The organism is Kribbella sp. HUAS MG21 (assembly GCF_040254265.1).
In the GTDB taxonomy this organism is placed as follows: domain Bacteria; phylum Actinomycetota; class Actinomycetes; order Propionibacteriales; family Kribbellaceae; genus Kribbella.
Genome location: NZ_CP158165.1, coordinates 7,320,307 through 7,341,128, shown reverse-complemented (window position 1 = coordinate 7,341,128; position 20,822 = coordinate 7,320,307). Strand labels below are relative to the sequence as shown.

Below are 20,822 nucleotides of genomic sequence, written 5' to 3'. Positions count from 1 at the left end.
AAAACGTTTGTTCGCCGGGGTCCTGTCCGCCCCAGTGGGACAGGCCCCCGGCGAAACCTGTTTGTCAGTTGACGCTCACGGCCGACCAGGCGGCGGCGACGGCGGCCCGCTCCGGGCTCGTCGCGCCGTACAGGTCGGTGGCCGCGTTCAGCGTCGCGGTCCGGGCCTGGGCGTACGTCGTACCGGTCGTCATGTACGTCGTCAGCGCGCGGAACCAGATCTTGCCGAGCTTGTCGCGGCCGATGCCGGTCAGCGTCGTACCGTTGCAGCTCGACGAGTTGTGCGCCAGGCCGCCGATCGTCTTCGCGCCGGTGCCCTCGGCGAGCAGGTACGCGAAGTGGTTCGCGACCCCGGAGGAGTAGTGCACGTCGAGGTTGCCGACCCCGGAGGACCAGCAGTCGACCGAGTTGCCGTCCTTGCTGGGCTTGTCCATGTAGCGCAGCGCCGGACGGTCCTTCATGATCTTCTCGCCGATGTAGTAGTCACCGGGGTCCGAGGTGTTGTTCGAGTAGAACTCCACCAGGGTGCCGAAGATGTCGCTGGTGGCCTCGTTCAGGCCGCCGGACTCACCGGAGTACGTGAGGTTCGCGGTGTGCTCGGTGACGCCGTGGGACATCTCGTGACCGGCCACGTCGATCGACACCAGCGGACCCGCCACGACGTTGTCGCCGTCGCCGTACGTCATCTGCTTGCCGTCCCAGAACGCGTTCACGTAGTTCGAGCCGTAGTGGACGCGGCTCGGGACGCCCTTGCCGTCGCCGAAGATGCCGTTCCGGCCGTGCTGGTTCTTGAAGTAGTCGTACGTCGTCGCGGCGCCGTAGTGCGCGTCGACGGCGGCCGAGGCGCGGTCGGCGTTCGTGCCGTTGCCCCAGTGGTTGTCCGCGTCGACGAACCGGGTCGGCGCCGTGCAGCCGAAGCCGAAGATCTGGCACCAGAGCGAGTCGGTCTTGTTGTTCGCGTCGGCGGTGTAGCCGTTGCCGCGGGCGATGTCGGTCAGCGTGTAGCCGCCGGTCGCGGTGTTGGTCGTCAGCGGCACGGTCCCGGAGTACAGGCTCCGGCCGTCGCCGTTGGCCGTCTCGATGTGCTGCTCGGTCATCAGCTTGGCGCCGGTCAGGGCGTCGACCGTCGTGGTGATGCGGCTCGGCGTACCGTCGGCCTGGGTGCCGGCGGTGGTGACCAGGTAGGCCAGCCGTGGTGCACCCTTGCGGGCGTCGATCACCAGTGTCGGCTTGCCTTCGGCCCGGACGCCCTTGGTGAGCGCCTTGGCGGTGGCGGTCGCGACGCTGACCTTCGGGGTGCGGCCGACGTTCGCGCTTCGGGTCAGCGTCAGGCTGGCGCCCTTGAAGGCGCCGTCCTTGGTCTGGTGGACGACGACGTCGCCGCCGAGTACCGGCAGGCCGCCGATCGTGCGGTCCATCCGGACGTGGCTGGTGCCGTCCCGGTCCACGATCACGTCCTTGACCACGAACGCGTCGGCCGCGGTGGCCGACAGCGCGGTCAGGTTGCTCGTGATCGCGGCCCGGGCGTTGGCCACGGCCGCGGCGGGGGTCGGGACCGGGGGCGCCGTCGGCGCACCGGTCGCGGTGGTGGCGCTGGTCAGTCCGAGGGCGGTGGTGGTCGCCACTGCGGTGGCAGCGGCGAACAGGGCGGATCTGTTCATCCTCGCGCTCCTTGTCAGGTGTCCCGGGGGCCTCACGCCCCAGGAACGAGGTGCACGAACGTTACCGCCCGGTCACCTACCGTGGCCAGAGGTCGGGAAAACTTGCCTTTCCCGCACGGTTCCGGGAATTCCCCGCGCAGTGTGCTGATCTGTCCGGGTAACCCGATACGGTCGCCGCATGGCGAAGAGCACAGCGGTGATGCTCACTGTGGGGGAGCGCGAGGTCCGGGTCTCCAGCCCGGAGCGGGTGGTCTACGAGGCGACCGACTGGGCGCCGGAGGTCACCAAGCTGCAGGTCTGCGAGTACTTCGCCGGTGTCGCGGAGGCTTTCATGAAGGCCTCCGGCGACCGCCCGGTCGCCCTGGAGCGCTGGCCCGGCGGGTGGCGCGAGGGCATGACCCTGTCGGTCGACTCGATCGGCCGGCAGACCGGCGACGGCTTCTACTCCAAGCGGCTGCCGAAGGGCGCACCCGAGTGGATCGAGACCTGCCGCGTGCTGACGCCGAACGGCCGCCCGATCGACGAGCTGTGCCTGACGGAGCCCGCCGCCGCGGTGTGGGCGGCGCACATGGGGACGCTGACCTTCCACCCGTGGGCCGTCCGCCGCAGCGACCTGGAACATCCCGACGAGCTGCGCATCGACCTGGACCCGCAGCCCGGCGCGACGTTCGCGGACGCCCGCAAGGTGGCCGGCGTGGCCCGGGAACTCCTCGAGGAGCTCGGGCTGCGCGGCTTCCCGAAGACCAGCGGCAACCGCGGGATCCACATCTACGTGCGGATCCGCCCGGAGTGGAGTTTCGACGAGGTGCGGCACGCCGCGATCGGCCTCGGCCGTGAGCTCGAGCGCCGCGACGACCGCGTGACAACGGCCTGGTGGAAGGAGGAGCGCGGCGAGTCCTCGATCTTCCTCGACTTCAACCAGAACCTGCGCGACCGCACGGTCGCCGGTGCCTGGTCGCTGCGCCCGCGGCCGGGCGCCCCGGTCAGTACGCCGATGACCTGGGAGCGGCTCGCCGAGCTCGACGACCCGCGCGCGTTCAACCTGCACACCGTCCCGGAGTACCTCGCCGACGGCGACCCCTGGGCGGCGATGGACGACACGGCGTACCCGCTGGATCCGTTGCTGCGGCTCTGGGAGGAGCTGCCCGGCGGCGAGCTGAACTTCCCGCCCGACTACCCGAAGATGCCGGGCGAGCCGCCGCGGGTGCAGCCGAGCAAGAAGGTCGCCGAGCACTGGGACGAGCACGGCAACCGGATCGTGCCGGACTGACACTTCGCCTGGGTGTCTCGTCGGACGGGGTGACAACCTACTCGTTCGCTAGGAGAGACACCTGTTATGGATGCTCGTCTGGACCTGTTCACCAATCCCGTCCTGAGCAAGTTCATCAAGCACGTGAACGCGGCGGCCGGCGTGGCGCTGAAGGCCGGCGTCCCGCTCGGCACACTCGAGCTGATGGAGCTGCGGATCAGCCAGATCAACGGCTGCGCGGTCTGCGTCGACATGCACGCGAAGGAACTCGCCCACCACGGCGAGACGTCCGTGCGGATCAACCTGGTCGCGACGTGGCGCGAGGCCACCGTCTACACCGAGCCGGAGCGCGCCGCGCTGGCGCTGGCCGAGGCGGGCACGCGGCTGGCCGACGCCGCCGGCGGCGTGCCGGAGGACGTGTGGCGGGACGCCGCCAAGCACTACGACGAGGAGCAGCTGGGCGCCCTGGTCGCGGTGATCGCCGGCATCAACACCTGGAACCGCCTCAACATCATCACCGCGCAGCCGGCCACGGGCGAGTACGTGCCCGGGCAGTGGGGCTGACCGCGCTCAGATGGTCCGCAGCGCCCCGCCGTCGACCGGGATGATGGCTCCGGTCAGGTACGACGCGGCGGGGGACAGCACGAACGCGGCGACCCGGCCGAACTCGTCCGGGTCGCCGTAGCGGCGCAGCGGAATCGTCTTCTCGGAGGCGCGCCGGGCCGCCTCGGGATCGCCGGACTTGCCGTCCAGCTCGCGGAGCCGGTCGGTCGCGATCCGGCCCGGCATCAGGCCGTTCACCCGGGTGCCGTTCGGGCCGAGCTCGTCGGCGAGCGTCTTCGCGACCATCGCCAGGCCGGGACGCAGCCCGTTCGAGATCGCCAGCCCGTTGATCGGGGACTTCACCGACGACGACAGCACGAACGCGATCGACGTACCCTCCGAGCCGGCCCGGGCGACCGCGCGGGCGATCCGCAGGCCGCCGAGGAACACGCTGTCGAACGCCGCCCGCCAGTCGTCCTCGTCGGTGTCCAGCGCGGTCCCGGCGCGCGGCCCGCCGACGCTGATCAGGGCGCCGTGCAACGCACCCCACTTGGCGATCGCGGTCGCGGCCAGCCGCTCGGCGCTGTCCGGCTCGGCGTTGTCCACCGGGATGCCGACGACGTTCTCGCCGAGCTCGGCGGCGGCCCGGGTGATCGACTCCTCGTTCCGGCTGGAGATCACCAGCCGGGCGCCTTCGGCCGCGAGGGCCTTCGCGGTGGCGAAGCCGAGTCCGGCGCTGGCGCCGGTGACGATGTAGGTGCGATCGCGCAGTCCGAGGTCCACGGCACCATCCTGCCGCACCGCACCAGGTCGCGCACCTCGAGCGTTCGGGGCCGACGGCAAGAGTCGGTCGAGCTAGTACGCCGATTTGCGCAGCGGCGTCTCGGCCGTGGTGAGGTGCCAGGCCGTGTTCACCAGGCCGAGGTGCGAGAACGCCTGCGGGAAATTCCCCAGCATCCGGCCGGAACTCACGTCGTACTCCTCGGCGAGCAGGCCGACGTCGTTGCGCAGAGCAACGAGCCGGTCGTAGAGGTCGCGGGCCTCGCCGACCCGCCCGATCATCGCCAGCGCGTCGGCCAGCCAGAACGAGCAGATCAGGAACGACCCCTCGCTGCCGGCCAGCCCGTCGTCGGTCTCATCCGTCAGGTACCGCCGGACGAACCCGTCCGCGGCCAGTTCGCGCTGCACCGCCTCGACCGTCCCGGCGACGCGCGGATCGTTCGCGGGCAGGAAGCCGACCTGCGGGATCAGCAGTACGGCAGCGTCGAGGGCCTTGCTCCCGTACGCCTGCGTGAACGTGTTCCGCTCCGCGTCGTACGCCTGCTCGCAGACGGCCCGGTGGATCTCGTCGGCCTTCGCCCGCCACTCCTTGGCCGGGCCGCTCAGCCCGAACCGTTCGACCGCCCGCGCGGCCCGGTCGAACGCGACCCAGGCCATCACCTTCGAGTGCGTGAAGTGCTGCCGCTCGCCGCGGACCTCCCAGATCCCCTCGTCGGGCTCGTCCCACACGTCCTCCAGGCGCCGCATCATGCCGCGCTGCAGCTGCCACGCCTCGTCGCCGGCGCCGATCTGCGTCTCCCGGGCCAGCGCGAGCACGTCCATCACCTCGCCGAACACGTCGATCTGCAGCTGTTCGGCGGCCGCGTTCCCGATCCGCACCGGGGCCGAGCCGCCGAAACCGGGCAGCCATCTGGCCTCGAACTCGGTCAGCCGGCGCTCACCGGTCACGCCGTACATGATCTGCAGGTCCGACGGCGAGCCGGCGATCGCGCGCAGCAGCCAGTTCCGCCAGGCGTGCGCCTCGTCGGTGTAGCCGGCCCGCAGCAACGCCGACAGTGTCATCGTTGCGTCGCGCAACCAGCAGAACCGGTAGTCCCAGTTCCGCGCGCCGCCGAGCTCCTCGGGCAGCGAGGTGGTCGGCGCGGCGACGATCCCGCCGGACGGGGCGTACGTGAGCGCCTTGAGCGTCAGCACCGACCGGGTCACCTCGTCGCTGACCTCGGCGGCAGTCTTGCTGCGCGCGATCCACTCGGTCCAGAACGTCTCGGTCGGCTCCAGCGCCTCGAGCGCGTTCGTCGGCCGCGGTACCGGGGTGTGCGACGGGTGCCAGGTCAGCACGAACCAGGCCCGGTCGCCCGCCGAGACCCGGAAGTCGCCGTACGTCGTCAGATCGCGGCCGTACTGGTGCACGTCGGACCGCAGCGACACCGCGTCCGGGCCCGCGATCGCGACGATCTGGCCATCGGTACGGCGGACCCACGGCACCACATGGCCGTAGTCGAACCGCAGCCGCAGGGCCGAGCGCATGTCGACGGACCCGCTGATGCCCTCGACGATCCGGACCACGTCCGGCGCGGTGTCCCGGGGCGGCATGAAGTCGATGACCCGCACCGAGCCGGTCGAGGTCGACCACTCGGTCTCCAGCACCAGCGTGTCGCCGCGGTAGTGCCGGCTGCTGACCGCGTCCTCGTCCTGCGGGGCGATCCGCCAGTGCCCGTGGTCCTCGCTCCCCAGCAGCGCGGCGAAGCAGGCGGGGGAGTCGAACCGTGGGAAGCACAGCCAGTCGATCGATCCCTGCTTCGACACCAGTGCGGCGGTCTGCAGGTCACCGATCAGCGCGTAGTCCTCAATCCGGCGCTCCGGCACGGGCCTCCGGCCGTTCGACGGCTTCCGGCTGTCGCTGCGCGGATTGACCACCGCGTGCCTCCTGTCGGGAGAAGTAGACGAGTCCACCGATCGCGAGCAGGGCGAAGAAGAACCACTGCAGCGCGTAGAAGAAGTGTGGACCGTCGTCGATCTCCGGACCCGGGAACCCGCCGAGCGCCGGGTCATTGGCAGGTTCCTGCTCGGTCGTCATCAGGTAACCGTCGTAGAGGTCGAGCCCGAGGACCTTCGCGTAGTCGGGGCCGTTGATGAGCCGCGCCGTACCGTTCTCCGGCGTACCGCCGTTCGTGCGGCCGCCGCGCTCGCTGCGCTGGAGGCGTCCGGTGACGGTCACCTCACCGGCCGGTACGGCGGGGACGTGCTGCGGCATCAGCTCTGAGCCCTGCCGGGCCAGGAAGCCGCGGTCGACGAGGATCGCCTTCCCGTCGGCGAGGATGAGCGGCGTGACGACCTCGAAGCCGGGCTTGTCGCGCACTGTCCGATACTTCAGGATCACCTGTTTCGAGGCGTCGTACCGGCCGGTGACGACCGCGGTCCGCCAGGCGTGCTGGTCGCCGACGACACCCTGCGGGCCGACGATCTGGTCGATCGGCGCGGCCGGCGCGGCCAGGTTGCTCCGGGTCACCGTGTTGCGCGCCTCGCGCTCGTCGAGGCGGTGCAGCTGCCAGCGGCCGAGCTGCACGCAGACGGCGGTGAGCACGAGGATTGCCAGCGCGGCGGCGATCCAGCGGACGTTCATGATGCGACCCACGTCTCGAACTTAAGCCATGCCCTGAAACGACCGGCGCCCGGCACGTACGCTGGGGTGATGACGGTGATCCAGGACACGCAGCCCCGGGCCGCGCAGCAGGGCGGTCTGGCGGACCGCTACGGCCGGGTCGCCACCGACCTCCGGGTCTCGCTCACCGACCGCTGCAACCTGCGCTGTACGTACTGCATGCCGGAGGAGGGCCTGGACTGGCTCGCCAAGCCCGAGCTGCTCACCGATGACGAGGTGGTCCGCCTGGTCACCGTCGCGGTCACCCAGCTCGGCGTCCACGAGATCCGCTTCACCGGCGGCGAACCGCTGCTGCGCCGCGGCCTGGTGGACATCGTGGCTCGTACGACGGCCCTCGAGCCGCGGCCCGAGGTGTCGCTGACCACCAACGGGATCGGCCTCGCGCGGCAGGCCCAGGCGCTCAAGGACGCCGGTCTGGACCGGGTGAATGTGAGCCTCGACACCGTCGACCCGGAGACGTTCAAGCGGCTCACGCGGCGGGACCGGATGAAGGACGTGCTGGCCGGGCTGGCGGCGGCGCAGGAGGCCGGCCTGACGCCGGTCAAGGTGAACGCGGTCCTCATGCGCGGCGTGAACGAGTCCGAAGCGCCGCAACTGCTGGAGTTCTGCCTTGAGCACGGCTACGAACTGCGGTTCATCGAGCAGATGCCGCTGGACGCCCAGCACGGCTGGGACCGGGCCACGATGATCACGGCGGACGAGATCCTCGCCCAGCTCACCGACCGGTTCCACCTGACACCGGACGACGCGTCGAAGCGCGGGAGTGCGCCGGCCGAGTCGTTCCTGGTCGACGGCGGGCCGCGGAAGGTCGGCATCATCGCCTCCGTCACCCGGCCGTTCTGCGGGGACTGCGACCGGGTCCGGCTGACCGCCGACGGCCAGGTCCGCGACTGCCTGTTCGCGCGCACCGAGTCGGACCTCCGGACGGCGCTGCGGGCCGGCGCCGACGACGCCGAACTCGCCGACCGCTGGCGGCGCGCGATGCGCGGCAAACTGCCCGGGCACGGCATCAACGACCCGAGCTTCCTGCAACCAGCGCGTCCGATGTCGGCGATCGGCGGCTGAAACCGCGCAACCGGCCTAATCCGGAAATGTACTTTTTCGGAAAGTGTTCTGCGCGTCGCGCTCGACATTCAGTCGGTGAAAGGTTCGACCTCGCGCAGGAATGACCGCTGTCCGAGGAAGTCGGACAAGCTCTGCTTGTGTTCGTCGCAGGCGAGCCAGGTCTTACGCCGGTCCGGGGTGTGGATCTTCGGGTTGTTCCAGCGCAACGCCCAGGTGGCGGCGTTGCCGCAGCCCCTGGCGGAGCAGACGGCCGGCGTCGCCGGTGCGGCTTCTTCGGTCATCCGCGGATGCCATTCCTCTGCATTCCTGATGCCTCAATAATCAATAGCTTGGACAAAATGAAGCGACGTCGGACAGCCACGGGGGGAGCCGTCCGACGCCGCATCAAGTCCCTGAATTCCACTGCCGGCCTTCAGAGCACGCGGGAGATTCTGACACGAATCAGTCCAAGTTTTCCAGTCCCGGCCGAGATCACTTTTCGGTGTCGGCCGGACGGTCCCTGGAAGGCCCTTCGTCGGCCGGTACGACGACCGTCGGGCGGTCCCCGATCGCGGGCCGGGACGGCGCCAGGTACGGGTCCGCGGCGGGCTGTCGCGCGGACCGGTGGGCGTTCGCCAGGACGACCGCGAAGTACGGCAGCGCGATCGCCCCGACCACGAACATCCAGCGCCACGGCGACGGCGTCAGCACGGCCAGCACGAAGCACGCGATCCGGATCGACATCATCCACGCGTACCGCACGATCCGGCTGTCCAGATCCTCGGAGCGCCCGGGCTGCGCGCTGGTCACCGAAATGACGGCCGCGTCGCCCCGCTCATGGCGTCTCGACATCTATCCTCCTCAACAACAACAACGGTACGCCGCGCCTGCCGCCTCGGCGCAGCCAGGCTGGAGAGAGGTTCGTCATGACCGAGCGAAGCGAGGGCATCAATCCAACGCAGTCCGATCGTGCCTCATCGGCGCCCGGAGCGAAGCGAGGACGACGATGAGTAATCGCACCTATCGCGTGACCGAGATCGTGGGCACTTCCAAGGAGGGCCTGAACCAGGCGATCAGCAACGGGATCACCCGCGCCGGCGAGACGCTGCGGCACCTCGACTGGTTCGAGGTCACCGACATCCGCGGCCACCTCGCGGACAACCGGATCGACCACTACCAGGTGACGATGAAGGTCGGCTTCCGGCTCGAGGACTCCTAAGTCCGATCCCGCGGCGCTGGTGGGATAGCGTTCCTCCGACCGACGACGTGAGGAGGGCTTGTGGGCAGGTCTGTGTTGGTGACCGGTGGCAGCCGGGGCATCGGGCTGGCGATCGCGAACGCGTTCAAGGAGGCCGGCGACCAGGTCGCCGTCACCTACAACACCAGCCCGCCGCCGGAGGGCTTCCTCGGAGTCAAGTGCGACATCACCGACCAGGAGCAGGTCGACGCCGCCTTCGACACGATCGCGGAGCAGCACGGCCCGGTCGAGGTCCTGGTGGCGAACGCCGGCATCACCCGCGACACGCTGCTGCTCCGGATGTCCGACGAGGACTGGGACGCCGTCGTCCAGACCAACCTCACCGGGTCCTTCCGGGTCGCCCGCCGGGCCGCCAAGGGCATGCTGCGGCTGCGCAAGGGCCGGATCGTGTTCATCTCCTCGGTGGTCGGCCTGCTCGGCTCGCCGGGCCAGGTGAACTACGCGGCCAGCAAGTCCGGCCTGATCGGCATGGCCCGCTCGATCGCCCGGGAGCTCGGCAGCCGCGGCATCACCGCGAACGTGGTCGCGCCCGGTTTCGTCGAGACCGACATGACCGCGGTGCTGCCCGAGGAGACCCAGAAGCAGTACCTGAGCCAGATCCCGCTCGGCCGCTTCGGCCGCACCGAGGAGATCGCGAACGCGGTCCGCTGGCTGTCGTCCGAGGAGGCCGGCTACATCACCGGCGCGGTGATCCCGGTCGACGGCGGCATCGGCATGGGCAACTGACACACTCTTTTCTAGAAGGGACATGCCGGTGGGCATCCTCGACGGCAAGCGGATCCTGGTCGCCGGAGTCACCCTCGACTCGTCGATCGGCTTCGCCACGGCCAAGGTGGCGCAGGAGCAGGGCGCCACCGTGCTGATCTCGAACTTCGGGCGCGCGCTCAGCATCACCAAGCGGATCGCCAAGCGGCTCCCGGTCGAGCCGCCGGTGCTGGAGCTCGACGTGACGAACGCCGAGCACCTGGCCGCGCTGCCGGACGCCGTCCGCGAGCACGTCGACGGCCTGGACGGCGTCGTGCACTCGATCGCGTACGGGAACCCGGAGACCATCCTCGGCGGCAAGTTCCTCGACGGGCCGTGGGACGACGTGGCGCAGGCCGTGCACGTGTCGGCGTACAGCCTGAAGGCCCTCGCGGTCACCTGCGCGCCGCTGATGAGCCGCGGCGGCAGCGTGGTCGGGATGACCTTCGACGCCACCGTGGCCTGGCCCGGGTACGACTGGATGGGGGTCGCGAAGGCGGCCCTGGAGTCCACGAACCGGTACCTGGCGCGCGACCTCGGCGCGCAGGGGATCCGCTGCAACCTGGTCTCGGCCGGCCCGTTGAAGACGCTGGCCGCGAAGGCGATCCCGGGCTTCGAGAAGTTCGAGGAGCCGTGGCTGGACCGCGCCCCGCTGGGCTGGGACCCGTCCGACCTGGAGCCGACCGGGCGCACCATCGTCGCGCTGCTCAGCGACTTCTTCCCCTCGACCACCGGCGAGATCGTGCACGTCGACGGCGGCTACCACGCGATGGGAGCGTAGTGGCGACCTCTCTGGTGGAGCTCCGCGTCCTGGACGGCGCCAACCTCTACTTCAGTCGCGCCGCGGTCAAGCTGACGCTCGACGTGTCGGCGCTCGTGGACGCACCCGCGCCGGCGGCGAAGGCGTACGGCCAGGCGATCGGCCTCGGCGCCACCCGGCCCGGGCGGATCGGGTCCGGTTTCCGACAGCGGTTCGCGATCCGCGTCGTCGGTCACGTCGTACGGCGGATCGCCCGGGAGGCCGGCATCGGGCGGATCGGCGTACGGGTCCGGCCGGAGTCCGACGTACGGCGGCTCGTGGTGGCGTTCCCGTGGGCGCACGAAGGCCGGGCGCGGGCGCTCGGCGCGGCGATCGTCGAGGTCCTGGACGCGTTCGGCTCCGAGGATCTCGGTGAGCTCATCGGCGCCGTGGGGGAGCGGGTGCGGGACGAGCCGCTGGGCAACCCGCCGCCGACGCTGCGGCCGAAGGTACCGGTGGTCGCGGTCACCGGGACGAACGGCAAGACCACCACCTCGCGGATGATCGCGCACATCGGGCGCGCCGCCGGCCTGCACGTCGGCTGGTCGAGCACCGACGGCGTGTACTTCGACGGCGAGCTCGTGAAGTACGGCGACTTCTCCGGACCGAGCGGCGCCGGGCAGGTGCTGTCGCAGCCGGGCATCCAGCTCGCCGTGACCGAGACCGCCCGCGGCGGGATCCTGCGCCGCGGGATCGGGATCGCGTACAACGACGTCTCGGTGGTCACCAACGTCAGCGCGGACCACCTGGGCCTCGGCGGGATCGACACCGTCGACCAGTTGGCCGAGGTGAAGGCGGTCATCACCCAGATCACCCGGCCGCGGGGCTGGTGCGTGGTGAACGGCGACGACCCGCGGACGTTCGCGATGCGGCTCGGCTCGCCCGCCAAGTGCTGGGTGTTCTCCCGGGACCCGGACTCGCCGTCGATCCGGACCGTGCTGGACGAGGGCGGCCGCGCGACGACCGTGCTCGACGGGTTCGTCACCGTGCTGGACAACGCGCGCGACCCGGAGCCGTTGCTCAAGGTCGTCGACGTACCGATGACGCTGTCCGGCCTGTCGCACTACAACGTCGAGAACACGCTCGCCGCAGCGTCGGCGGCGCTCGGCCTCGGGCTGCCGCGGGCGGCCGTGACCGAGGGCCTGAGCACGTTCGCGCCGAACGAGAACAACCCCGGCCGGATGAACATGTACTCGCTGCGCGACTTCACCGTCGTCATCGACCTCGCGCACAACGAGGCCGGGCTGGAGGCGCTGCTCGAGATCATGAACGGCGTCCGGCCGCCGGGCGGCCGCCTGCTGCTGGCGCTCGGGTCGCCGGGGGACCGGGCCGACGACATGGTCGCGGCGCTCGGCGCGATGGGCGCGCGGGCGACCGACCGGATCGCGATCGGCCACAAGAGCGACTACCTGCGCGGGCGGCCGCCGGCGGAGCTCGAGGCGGTGTTCCGCGAGGGCGCGGCCTCGGTCGGCGTGGACGACGTACCGGCGTTCCCGACCGAGCTGGCGGCGGCGCAGGCGCTGGTCGCGGAGGCGCGGCCGGGCGACGTGGTCGCGGTGATGTCTCTGCAGGATCGGGCGAGTCTTGACGGCTGGTTGCGGTCCGAGGGAGCTACTGTCGACACACCGGAGACCTTGAAGAGCAAGGTCGAGAGAGCCCAGCACTGATCCCGGCGGCCCGCCCGACCGGGTGGGAACGGGGTTGTGATGCGCTACCTGTGGTCGATCCCGGCCGCGGTGGCCGCCTGGTTCGTGGGCGGCTTCTCCGCGACGTACCTGAAGGGGCTGCCGGAGGGTACGACGGCGTTCGTACCGGCGCGGGTCGATCTGCTGGTGCTCGGCGGGTTCGCGGGCGGGGTGCTCGCGGGGCTGGTGATCGGGCGGATCCGGATCGCCGTACCGGTGGTGCTGGTCGTTGCCGTCGGCATGTGGTGGGCGACCGGGAACGCCTTCGGCGAGCGTGAACTGCTCACCACGTTGCTGGTGGCAAGCGCCCTCGGCGGTCTTTTCGGTGCCCTGGGCACCAGGAGCTCGGTCTTCGCGGCTTTCGCGCTGGCGCTGCCGGTCGCGTGGACCGCACTGCGGCCGGCCGAGCAGCTGGCCGACTGGCGCTGGCTGTGGCAGCTGAACGGCCTGCTGGTCGGCGCGGGGCTTGCATTGCTGCTGTACGTCGCCTGCTGGAAGCGCGGGTGGCGGTCGGCGGCGTCGTGGCTCCCGCTGACCGGGTTCTACCTGGCGTGCTTCGGCATCGTGGAATCCGTCCGGCTGATCAGCCAGTCGTCCGGGAAACCGGCGAACGAGGTCGGCGACGCCGCGACCGAGGCGTTCTTCCAGTCCTTCGAGCCGGTGCTGCGCGAGTACTGGCCGTGGATGGCCGTCGGCGTCCTGCTCGCGATCCCGATGGTCGCCCTCAAACTCCGCGCCCTCCCTCCACCGCCACCACCCGTCGACCCGTACGCCGACAAGTCCAACGACGCCGTACTCTCCGACGACCTCGACTGGATCGACCAGGAAGAACCCCGCCGCCGCCTCCTACCCCGCCGCCAACCGGCCTCCTGATCAGTCGAGCAGGCTCTGGCCGAGCCAGCCGTCTGGTTGGAAGCCGGGTGGGAGGGCGAAGACGGCGGAGCCGATGGTGGTGGTCCACTCGTTGAGGGCGTCGGCTGCGTCGAGGCGGGCGAGGAGTGGGAGGAACTGGCCGGCGACGTCGGCCTGGTGGCTGAGGAAGATCAGGCCGGACTCGCGGGTCGCGCCGGTGTCGTGGACGTAGTTCAGGCCCTTGCGGAAGATCCGGCGGCCGTCGTTCTCCGCGGGGTGGGAGAGGCGGGCGTGCGCGTTCTGCGCGATCACCATCCGGCCGTCGGCGTCGCGGGCCTCGAGGTCGAGTTCGTCGTGCTCGGCGGTGCCGGTGAGCGGGGCGCCGGTGGAGAGCTTGCGGCCGACGGCGCGTTCCTGTTCGGAGCGGGTGAGCTCGTCCCAGGTGTCGAGGTTCATCCGGATCCGCCGGACGACGAGCGTCGTACCGCCGCGGAACCAGTCCGGGGCCGTCGACCAGACGGTCTCGTCGAATTCCGGCGTACCGAACGCTGGGTTGCCGGTGCCGTCGACCTGGCCGAAGAGGTTGCGGCCGGTGACCGGTTCGCCGTCGGCGCCGGTGCTGTCCCAGAAGCCGGTCTGCCGCCAGATCGGGGTCGCGAAGGGCTTGGCGTCGGCGATCAACCGCCGTACGGCGTGCACCACGCTGACCGCGTCGTCGGCGCCGACCATCACCAGCAGATCCCCGCCCGACCAGGCCGGGTCCAGCCGGTCGTGCCGCATCACCGGCACGTCGTCCAGCCCCGGCGGCTTCTGCCCGGTGAGCTCGAACACCCGCGGCCCGAACCCGACCGTCACCGTCAGCCCTTTGTTGGCCACCGCCAACTCCGGCGCCGTGTCACCCGGCGCCGGCCGCCCACCCGCCAACGCGACGATGTCACTGGTCCACAACCGCATCAACCGCCCGAGCCCACCCCGATCCGTCCGCACCCGGAACCCCACCAACTCACCCACCGCAGGCGCCCCCATAGCAACCCCCACCTGATGCACCCCGTTCGGCGAGATCGTCCGAGCCGGCCGCTCCGCCGCCCGAGTCCGCTCAGGCCCAAAGACAGCCCCACCCCCAGCCCCAGCAGCAGCCCCCGCCACGGCAAGCCCAGCCCACCCGAACAACCGCCGCCGCGACGGACCCTTCACCTGCGAGCTGGTGGTGTCGCCCGCCTGCGGCGGGCTGGTCGGTAGGTCCGCGTGGGACGGACCGGTGGGTTGGCCTACCTCCAGCGCGGTGGGTTCACCCGCCTGCGACGGGCCGGCGGCCCGCCGGGGAGCAGTCGGCTGGTTGCCCGCTTCGGGCGGGGCGGTGGGTTCTGCCGCCGGGTGCGGGGTGGGTTCCTGCCCTGCCTGGTGTGGGGCGTTTGGCTTGGTCACTGTGCGGTGGGGGTGGGGTGGTAGTGCTCTTCTTCTTCGGTGAAGGTTTTGATGGGGAGTTTGAGGTTGTGGGTGGTGTTGTCGGAGAAGGTGAGGGTCAGGGGGAGTTCGTCGCCTGGGGTGAGTTGGTGTTTCAGGGACATGAGCATGATGTGGTCGGCGCCGGGGGAGAGGTGGGTGTGGGAGCCGGCGGGGATGGTGATCCCGCCGGGTTTCTCGCGCATGACCGTCTTGCCGTCTTGCATCGCCATCTCGTGCAGCTGGACCATCCCGGCGACCGGAGATGTTGCCGACGTCAACTTCACGTCCTTGTCGCCGGGGTTCGTCAGCGACATGAACGCGGCCGTCATCGTGGTGTCCTTCGCCCCGGTCGTGGCCCGCACCCAAGCGTCCTCGACCAGGACACCGGGCGTCGTCGCCTGCGCAGCGGCAACCGGCTTCTCCTCCGCACCGCACGAAACCAGCAGGAACGGGGCCGCGAGCAACGCCACGGTCAGCAACTTCGTCTTCACGCAACGGCCAACGACCCTCACCCCGCCGGAGTTCCGCTCCGCAGCAGCCGGCACCGATAGGACGACCCGGCAAGGAAACAGCACCAGCAGGATGATCACCCGCTGCGCCAGCCCACCCCACTCGAACCGGCATCGACCCCGAGCCGCTCGGCGAGCCGTACGGCGACCAGCGTGCTCTGCAGGCCGTGCTCGAACGGCAGCCCGACCCCGAGATCCGTCGCCAGGGACAGCGCTGCGATCACTTCGGCAGTCCGGACACGGTCCCCCGGTGCTGCGCCTCCCACGGCTCGAATGTACGCCGCCCCGCGGCGCCGGGTCAGCTGACCGGCTGCTCCTCCTCGTCGGGCTGGACGAAGTCGGGGTCGCCGCCCTCGTCGCCCGAGCGCGCGCCGGCCTGGGCCAGATGGGAGACCGTCTCGAGCTCGGCGAGCACCGTCTGGTGCTGGTCGACGCAGAGCACGACCAGGTCGCCCGGGTTCGAGCGACCGAGCGCGTGCCGGACCGCGGTCAGCTCGTCCAGCTCGATGTCCACCTGGCGGCACCGGGCGCCGTTCGCCATCGCCGCCCGGACCCCGGAGGCCACCAGATCCGCGGACTCACCGCGCTTGCGACCGCGCAGCCGGGCGTCCTCGCGGACGACGACCACGTCGAAGTGCTGGGCCGCGACCTCGCCCAGCTCGCGGATGTCGTCGTCGCGCCGGTCGCCGGCGGTCGCGACCACACCGATCCGCGACGGCCGCCCGACCTCGGACGACGCGCTCAGGCTCTCGCCGAGCCGGTCCACGAAGTCGCCGAGCATCCGCATCGCCGGCGCGTTGTGGCAGTAGTCGACGATCACGCTGCGCCCGTCGACGTCGATCTCGTTCAGCCGGCCCGGCGACAGGTAGTACGACGTGTTGAACGTCCGCAGGCCCTGCCGGATGTCGTGCAGCGACGCCCCGGCCGCGAACGCCGCCGCGGCCGCTGCCAGCGCGTTCTGCACGTTCATCATCGCCCGCCCGCCGAACGTTGCCGGCAGCAAGTGAGTCCACGCGAGCTGCATCGACCGCCGCCCGTGCTTCACCACGATCATGTCGCCGAGGTCCGAGCGCTCCAGCACCACGGCCCGGCCGCCGCGCCGGCAGTGTCCCTCGATGTAGTCGCGGATCTCGCTGCCCTGCTCGGCCATGCTGAACCACACGACCTGCCCGGAGCACTTGCGCCGCATCTTCCGCACCAGCGGGTCGTCCGCGTTCAGTACGGCGTACCCCGTCCGCGGCACCGCCTCGACCAGCACCGCCTTCACGTCGGCGAGCTGCTCGAGCGTCTCGATCCCGCGCAGGCCGAGGTGGTCGGGCTGCACGTTCAGCACCACGGCCACGTCGTTCCGCTCGTACCCGAGGCCCTCCCGCAGGATCCCGCCGCGCGCGACCTCGAACACCGCGAAGTCGACCCGCGGGTTCTGCAGCACCATCCGCGCGGACTTCGGCCCGGACGCGTCCTGCCGGATCACCAGCCGCTCGTCGATCACGATGCCGTCCGTCGACGTCATGCCGACCTTGCGCCCGAGCCCCTTGAAGACGTGGCTGATCATCCGCGCCGTCGTGGTCTTCCCGTTCGTCCCGGTGACCGCGACGATCGGGATCCGCGACGTCGCGCCGGGCGGGAACAGCATGTCCACCACGGGTTTCGCGATGTACTGCGGTTCGCCCACGGTCGGGTTGGTGTGCATCCGGAACCCGGGCGCCGCGTTCACCTCGCAGATCGCGCCGCCGGTCTCGCGCACCGGCTGGGTGATGTCGGGGCAGATGAAGTCGATGCCGGCGATGTCCAGGCCGATCATCCGGGCCGCCTCCTCGGCGATCTCGACGTTCTCCGGGTGCGCCTCCCAGGTCCGGTCGATGGAGATCCCGCCGGTGGACATGTTGCCGGTGAGCGTCAGCTTCACCATCACGTCCTCGGGCGGTACGTCGTCCAGCTCGAAGCCCTGGTCGCGGACGAGTTGCCGGGCCGCGTTGTTGATCGTGATCCGGGTGAGGATCTTCTCGTGCCCGACACCGCGGCGAGGGTCGGCGTTGGTGATGTCGACCAGCTCGGCCACCGTGTGGACGCCGTCGCCGACCACGTGCGCGGGCACGCGTTCGGCGATCGCCTCCATCCGGCCGTTGATGATCAGGCAGCGGTAGTCCTTGCCGGTGACGAAGTTCTCCACGATCACGTATCCGCGCCGGGACTGCTCGGCCGCGATCGGGAACGCCTCCCGGACCGCGGCGGCGTCCGGCAGGTTGAGGCACACGCCGCGCCCGTGGTTGCCGTCCAGCGGCTTGCACACCACCGGGTAGCCGATCTTCTGCGCGACCGAGACCGCGTCCTCGACGGTCCGCACCGACTCCGAGCGCGGCACCGGCAGCCCCGCGGACGCGAGCAGCCGGGTGGTGAGGTCCTTGTCGCTGGCCACGTCGACCGCGATCGAACCGGTCTCGGACGTCATCGTGGCCCGGATCCGCTTCGCGTGCACGCCCTGCCCGAGCTGCACCAGACTGGCCTTGTTCAGCCGGATCCACGGGATGTCCCGGGACACCGCCTCGTCCACGATCGCCTGCGTGGACGGGCCGAACGCGGTCCGCTCGGCCTGCTTGATGAACTTCTCCAGCTCGGTCGTGAAGTCGAACGCCGGCTGTCCATCCTTCATCTGGGGCTGCACGAGGTTGTTCACGAACCGTACGGCGAGCTCACCCGCCGCGAGGCCCACGGACTCGTCGGCGTACGCGTAGGTGATGTTGTAGACGCCGGGCGTGCCCTTCACCTGCCGGGTCTTGCCGCGGCGCATGTCGTGGCCGGCCTCCTGCTGGAGCTGGAGCGCGACGTGCTCGGCGATGTGGCCGAGCCAGGTGCCTTCGTACAGCCGCTCGATGAAGCCGCCCTTGCGGCCGCGCGAGCAGTGGTGCTGGTCGAGCCGGGGGAGGTCGGCGAGCAGCCGCTCGGTGAAGCCGGGGATGGTGTTCGACGGGAACCGCTCCAGCGAGCCGAGGTCGACGACCAGGTGGATCGCGGGGTCGTAGCTCCAGACGTTCGGGCCGCGGTAGACGCGGGTCTCGATGATCTTGAGGTCGGGGGACGGGGTGCCGGTGGCGTCGGTCATGCGCAGGTGATCACTGTTCTGGTCGCGTGCGGTCGGGGAGCTCGGGGTCGGCGCCGGCCACCTGTGTTGATCTGTACAGGGGCTCGGTCGCCCCCGGTCTGGACTCCCCGGCAGCGGCCGGCCTGGTGGCCTTGGTACGGCGGCCCTCCCGCCGCTTGCGCTCCGCGTAGTACCTGGGCGAGACGCCCTCGGCCGCGATCTCCTTGGCCAGCTTGCGCAGGTCGGCCTCGGCCGCCGCCATCTCGGCGATCTCGGACGCCGGCGGCTGCGGGCCGTACGACAGCAGCACCCGGTTCTGCAGGTCGAACGTCGCCGTCGCCGGCAGCACGTGCAGGACCACGCCGGACGCGAGGATCGGCTCGGACCGCTTGGCGTTGTGGGCGTTCGACGTGATCCGGGTGCCGTCGAAGATCGTCACCGCGCCGCGGCCGACGACCTCCAGGTGGGTGCCGCGGACGACGGCCGCGGTGTCCTCGTCGACGCCGATGCCGAGCAGGCCGGGGGACTGCGCGACCAGCGACAGCAACCGGCCGTACCGGTTCCGCTGGGCGAAGTGCTGGTCGACGATCGCGCCCTGCACGAGACCGAGCCCGCCGGACAGCTGGCTCATCCGCTGCCGGGGCGTCGCGCCGGACCGGCCGAACGCGATCATGTGCTCCGCGAGGATGCTCGCACCGGCCGACGTACCGCCGACCGCGGCACCGCGCGCGTGCGCGGCCGTGACCGCGCGGCCGAACGCCGTACCGGTGACGACGCCCGCGAGCTTGAGCTGGTTGCCGCCGGTCATGAAGATCCCGGTCGCGTCGTGCAGCGGGGCGATGAAAGCCGGGTCGTCGGCGTCCTCGCGGTTCTCCGGCCGGACGCCGACCACGCTCTCGGCGCCCAGCGCGGCGAACAGCGCGCGGTACACGTCGACGATGTCCGGGCCGAGCGCGGACGCCGTGGGGACCACCACGATCCGCGCCCTGGACCCGCCCGCCGCCTCGACGAACTCCTGCAGCACCGTGCGCTTCTTCAGCTTGTCCTCGGCGCCGCCGATGGCGAACAGGGCCCCCGGCCCACCCTGCAGTTCTGACATAAGCCGAAGAATAGGTGCTAGATCCCTCAGTGACCGAACGTGAACCAGTTGAGGTTGACGAAGTCGGCCGGCTGGCCGCTCGTGAAGGTGAGGTAGACGTCGTGCACTCCAGTCACGGACGTCATGTTGGCGGGGACTGTGCGCCAGGACTGCCAGCCGCCGGTGTTCGCGATCGCGAAGCTGCCGATCGGTGGGTTGCTGCGGCTGTCCAGGCGTACTTCGACCAGTCCGCTGACACCGCCCGCCGCGCCGGACGCGACCCGCGCCACGAACTGCGTCGCCGCGGTGCTGCCGAAGTCGATCCCGCGGTACAGCGCCCAGTCACCGTTGCCGACCTGCATCAGGTTCTGGCCGCCGCCGGTGTCGGTCGTGGTCTCCAGGCCCATGCCCGACTGCTGCCCGAACGACTCCGCCTGCAGCGTGCTGTACGCCGACGTGCCGCCCGGCGGAGGTGTCGTCGGAGGCGTCGTACCGCCGCCCTTGGCGGACACCGCGACGTAGTCCACGATCATCGGCCGGTCCGGCACCGTCGAGGCACGCGGCGTCGGGCCGTTCAGCGCGTCCGGGAACGCGCCGCCGATCGCGACGTTCAGCAGCACGAAGTACCCCGCGTGCGAGGTCATGTTCGACCACGTGTCGGCCGGGAACTGGCTCTGGCTGAGCGAGTGGAACTGCTGCCCGTCGACGTACCAGCGCAACTGGTTCGGCGAGACCGAGGTGTCCCACTCGAAGCGGTAGGTGTGGAACGCGGACTGGCAGGTCGAGCCCGGGCACGCGCGGCTGGCGCCGAGGCCGGTGGTCTCGTTGCACGGGCCGCCCGGGTTCACGCCGCAGTGCAGCACGCCCCAGACCGAGTTGATCCCGTTGACGTTCTCCATGATGTCGAACTCGCCGATGCCCGGCCAGTTCCAGTAGTTTCCGCGGTACGGCGCGCCGAGCGCCCAGAACGCGGGCCAGTAGCCGAGCGCGGCGTCGCCGGTGACGTTCGGCATCTGGATCCGGCTCTCGATCGCGAGCACGCCGCCCGCGGGCGGTTTGAAGTCGGCGCGCTGGGTCTCGATCCGGGCCGACGTCCAGTTGCCGGCCGCGTCCCGACGCGGCGTGATCCGGAGGTTCCCGGTGCCGTCCAGGGACACGTTGTTCGGGCTGTTCGTGTAGTTCTGGATCTCGCCGGTGCCCCAGTTCGCGGGGCCGCCCGGGTAACCGTGGCCGGTGTCGATGATCCAGTTCGCGCCCGACGGCAGACTGCCGCCGGGCCCGTCGAAGTCGTCGCTCCACACCGTCGTCCACCCGGCGGGCGGCGGTGGGACGTTGGCCTGGGCCGCGACGCCGACCGAAACGACGGCGAGCAGCGGGACGAGTAGGCCGAGAGCAAGGGGGCGGATGCGCATGGCGACCTCCTGGGGCGGT

Annotated in this window: 20 protein-coding genes; 8 read left to right on the top strand and 12 right to left on the bottom strand. The window is 70.8% G+C overall.

The window, feature by feature from the left end; genetic code table 11:
- Positions 1-64 precede the first annotated feature (64 nt).
- Positions 65-1,660: a M4 family metallopeptidase gene (locus ABN611_RS35510; RefSeq protein ID WP_350276674.1), complete on the bottom strand. Its 1,596-nt coding sequence runs from the start codon at positions 1,658-1,660 to the stop codon at positions 65-67.
- A gap of 178 nt (positions 1,661-1,838) precedes the next feature.
- Between ABN611_RS35510 and ABN611_RS35505 the strand changes: the two genes are divergently transcribed.
- Entirely contained in the window at positions 1,839-2,930 is a 1,092-nt protein-coding gene (locus tag ABN611_RS35505; RefSeq protein WP_350276673.1) for a DNA primase small subunit domain-containing protein, read from the top strand.
- A 66-nt stretch (positions 2,931-2,996) separates the two neighbouring features.
- The gene (locus tag ABN611_RS35500) at positions 2,997-3,473 is read left to right on the top strand and encodes a carboxymuconolactone decarboxylase family protein (RefSeq protein WP_350276672.1); all 477 of its coding nucleotides are present in this window, start codon (positions 2,997-2,999) and stop codon (positions 3,471-3,473) included.
- 6 nt (positions 3,474-3,479) lie between these two features.
- Here the strand turns inward: ABN611_RS35500 and ABN611_RS35495 are convergent, their stop codons facing one another.
- The 3 genes from ABN611_RS35495 to ABN611_RS35485 all read right to left on the bottom strand — a co-directional run bounded on the left by ABN611_RS35495 (position 3,480) and on the right by ABN611_RS35485 (position 6,867).
- Positions 3,480-4,235: an SDR family oxidoreductase gene (locus ABN611_RS35495; RefSeq protein ID WP_350276671.1), complete on the bottom strand. Its 756-nt coding sequence runs from the start codon at positions 4,233-4,235 to the stop codon at positions 3,480-3,482.
- A gap of 72 nt (positions 4,236-4,307) precedes the next feature.
- On the bottom strand, positions 4,308-6,149 hold the full coding sequence (locus tag ABN611_RS35490; RefSeq protein WP_350276670.1) for a glycoside hydrolase family 15 protein: 1,842 nt from the start codon (positions 6,147-6,149) through the stop codon (positions 4,308-4,310).
- On the bottom strand, positions 6,079-6,867 hold the full coding sequence (locus ABN611_RS35485; protein ID WP_350276669.1) for an SURF1 family protein: 789 nt from the start codon (positions 6,865-6,867) through the stop codon (positions 6,079-6,081). The genes ABN611_RS35490 and ABN611_RS35485 overlap by 71 nt, the downstream gene beginning before the upstream one ends.
- A gap of 57 nt (positions 6,868-6,924) precedes the next feature.
- On the opposite strand from ABN611_RS35485, the gene moaA reads away from it, so the two are divergent.
- Positions 6,925-7,959 carry a GTP 3',8-cyclase MoaA gene (moaA, locus tag ABN611_RS35480; protein ID WP_350276668.1) on the top strand — a complete coding sequence of 345 codons (1,035 nt, stop codon included), beginning with the start codon at positions 6,925-6,927 and terminating at the stop codon, positions 7,957-7,959.
- Positions 7,960-8,027: 68 nt separating this feature from the next.
- On the opposite strand, the gene ABN611_RS35475 is transcribed toward moaA, so the two are convergent.
- Together ABN611_RS35475 and ABN611_RS35470 are read right to left on the bottom strand one after the other, a co-directional pair.
- Complete coding sequence (locus tag ABN611_RS35475) at positions 8,028-8,240, bottom strand: hypothetical protein (RefSeq protein ID WP_350276667.1); 213 nt, start codon at positions 8,238-8,240, stop codon at positions 8,028-8,030.
- Positions 8,241-8,430: 190 nt separating this feature from the next.
- The gene (locus ABN611_RS35470) at positions 8,431-8,790 is read right to left on the bottom strand and encodes a DUF3099 domain-containing protein (protein ID WP_350276666.1); all 360 of its coding nucleotides are present in this window, start codon (positions 8,788-8,790) and stop codon (positions 8,431-8,433) included.
- A gap of 154 nt (positions 8,791-8,944) precedes the next feature.
- Here ABN611_RS35470 and ABN611_RS35465 point away from each other — a divergent pair, with 154 nt between their 5' ends.
- From ABN611_RS35465 to ABN611_RS35445, 5 genes are read left to right on the top strand one after another with little or no spacing between them, the layout of a single operon-like run.
- A complete protein-coding gene (locus ABN611_RS35465) occupies positions 8,945-9,157 on the top strand; it encodes a dodecin (protein ID WP_350276665.1) in 213 nt (70 codons plus the stop codon).
- Positions 9,158-9,217: 60 nt separating this feature from the next.
- Entirely contained in the window at positions 9,218-9,922 is a 705-nt protein-coding gene (gene fabG, locus ABN611_RS35460; RefSeq protein ID WP_350276664.1) for a 3-oxoacyl-[acyl-carrier-protein] reductase, read from the top strand.
- Between the two features lie 22 nt (positions 9,923-9,944).
- Entirely contained in the window at positions 9,945-10,721 is a 777-nt protein-coding gene (gene fabI / locus ABN611_RS35455; RefSeq protein WP_350276663.1) for an enoyl-ACP reductase FabI, read from the top strand.
- Positions 10,721-12,406 (top strand): Mur ligase family protein, encoded by a 1,686-nt coding sequence (locus ABN611_RS35450; protein WP_350276662.1) that lies wholly within the window; start codon positions 10,721-10,723, stop codon positions 12,404-12,406. The genes fabI and ABN611_RS35450 overlap by 1 nt, the downstream gene beginning before the upstream one ends.
- 39 nt (positions 12,407-12,445) lie before the next feature.
- Entirely contained in the window at positions 12,446-13,297 is an 852-nt protein-coding gene (locus tag ABN611_RS35445) for a hypothetical protein (protein WP_350276661.1), read from the top strand.
- On the opposite strand, the gene ABN611_RS35440 is transcribed toward ABN611_RS35445, so the two are convergent.
- From ABN611_RS35440 to ABN611_RS35415, 6 genes are all read right to left on the bottom strand, one after another.
- A complete protein-coding gene (locus tag ABN611_RS35440; protein WP_350276660.1) occupies positions 13,298-14,287 on the bottom strand; it encodes a Dyp-type peroxidase in 990 nt (329 codons plus the stop codon).
- Between the two features lie 410 nt (positions 14,288-14,697).
- Positions 14,698-15,213 carry a copper chaperone PCu(A)C gene (locus ABN611_RS35435; RefSeq protein ID WP_350276659.1) on the bottom strand — a complete coding sequence of 172 codons (516 nt, stop codon included), beginning with the start codon at positions 15,211-15,213 and terminating at the stop codon, positions 14,698-14,700.
- Between the two features lie 95 nt (positions 15,214-15,308).
- A complete protein-coding gene (locus ABN611_RS35430; RefSeq protein WP_350276658.1) occupies positions 15,309-15,497 on the bottom strand; it encodes a hypothetical protein in 189 nt (62 codons plus the stop codon).
- A gap of 32 nt (positions 15,498-15,529) precedes the next feature.
- Positions 15,530-18,334, bottom strand: coding sequence for a cyanophycin synthetase (gene cphA, locus ABN611_RS35425; RefSeq protein ID WP_350276657.1), 2,805 nt, complete (start codon positions 18,332-18,334; stop codon positions 15,530-15,532).
- 10 nt (positions 18,335-18,344) lie between these two features.
- Positions 18,345-19,412, bottom strand: a complete 1,068-nt coding sequence (locus ABN611_RS35420; protein WP_350276656.1) for a cyanophycinase — start codon at positions 19,410-19,412, stop codon at positions 18,345-18,347.
- Between the two features lie 26 nt (positions 19,413-19,438).
- Entirely contained in the window at positions 19,439-20,803 is a 1,365-nt protein-coding gene (locus ABN611_RS35415) for a glycoside hydrolase family 16 protein (protein WP_350276655.1), read from the bottom strand.
- Between the last annotated feature and the right edge of the window lie 19 nt (positions 20,804-20,822).

What these genes read in the sequence shown, in the direction of transcription:
- fabI (WP_350276663.1), top strand. Translation starts at nt 9,945, where the DNA reads ATGCCGGTGGGCATCCTCGACGGCAAGCGGATCCTGGTCGCCGGAGTC.
- ABN611_RS35510 (WP_350276674.1), bottom strand. Translation starts at nt 1,660, where the DNA reads ATGAACAGATCCGCCCTGTTCGCCGCTGCCACCGCAGTGGCGACCACC.
- ABN611_RS35415 (WP_350276655.1), bottom strand. Translation starts at nt 20,803, where the DNA reads ATGCGCATCCGCCCCCTTGCTCTCGGCCTACTCGTCCCGCTGCTCGCC.
- ABN611_RS35470 (WP_350276666.1), bottom strand. Translation starts at nt 8,790, where the DNA reads ATGTCGAGACGCCATGAGCGGGGCGACGCGGCCGTCATTTCGGTGACC.
- ABN611_RS35465 (WP_350276665.1), top strand. Translation starts at nt 8,945, where the DNA reads ATGAGTAATCGCACCTATCGCGTGACCGAGATCGTGGGCACTTCCAAG.
- ABN611_RS35500 (WP_350276672.1), top strand. Translation starts at nt 2,997, where the DNA reads ATGGATGCTCGTCTGGACCTGTTCACCAATCCCGTCCTGAGCAAGTTC.
- ABN611_RS35475 (WP_350276667.1), bottom strand. Translation starts at nt 8,240, where the DNA reads ATGACCGAAGAAGCCGCACCGGCGACGCCGGCCGTCTGCTCCGCCAGG.
- ABN611_RS35505 (WP_350276673.1), top strand. Translation starts at nt 1,839, where the DNA reads ATGGCGAAGAGCACAGCGGTGATGCTCACTGTGGGGGAGCGCGAGGTC.
- ABN611_RS35445 (WP_350276661.1), top strand. Translation starts at nt 12,446, where the DNA reads ATGCGCTACCTGTGGTCGATCCCGGCCGCGGTGGCCGCCTGGTTCGTG.
- cphA (WP_350276657.1), bottom strand. Translation starts at nt 18,334, where the DNA reads ATGACCGACGCCACCGGCACCCCGTCCCCCGACCTCAAGATCATCGAG.
- ABN611_RS35420 (WP_350276656.1), bottom strand. Translation starts at nt 19,412, where the DNA reads ATGTCAGAACTGCAGGGTGGGCCGGGGGCCCTGTTCGCCATCGGCGGC.
- moaA (WP_350276668.1), top strand. Translation starts at nt 6,925, where the DNA reads ATGACGGTGATCCAGGACACGCAGCCCCGGGCCGCGCAGCAGGGCGGT.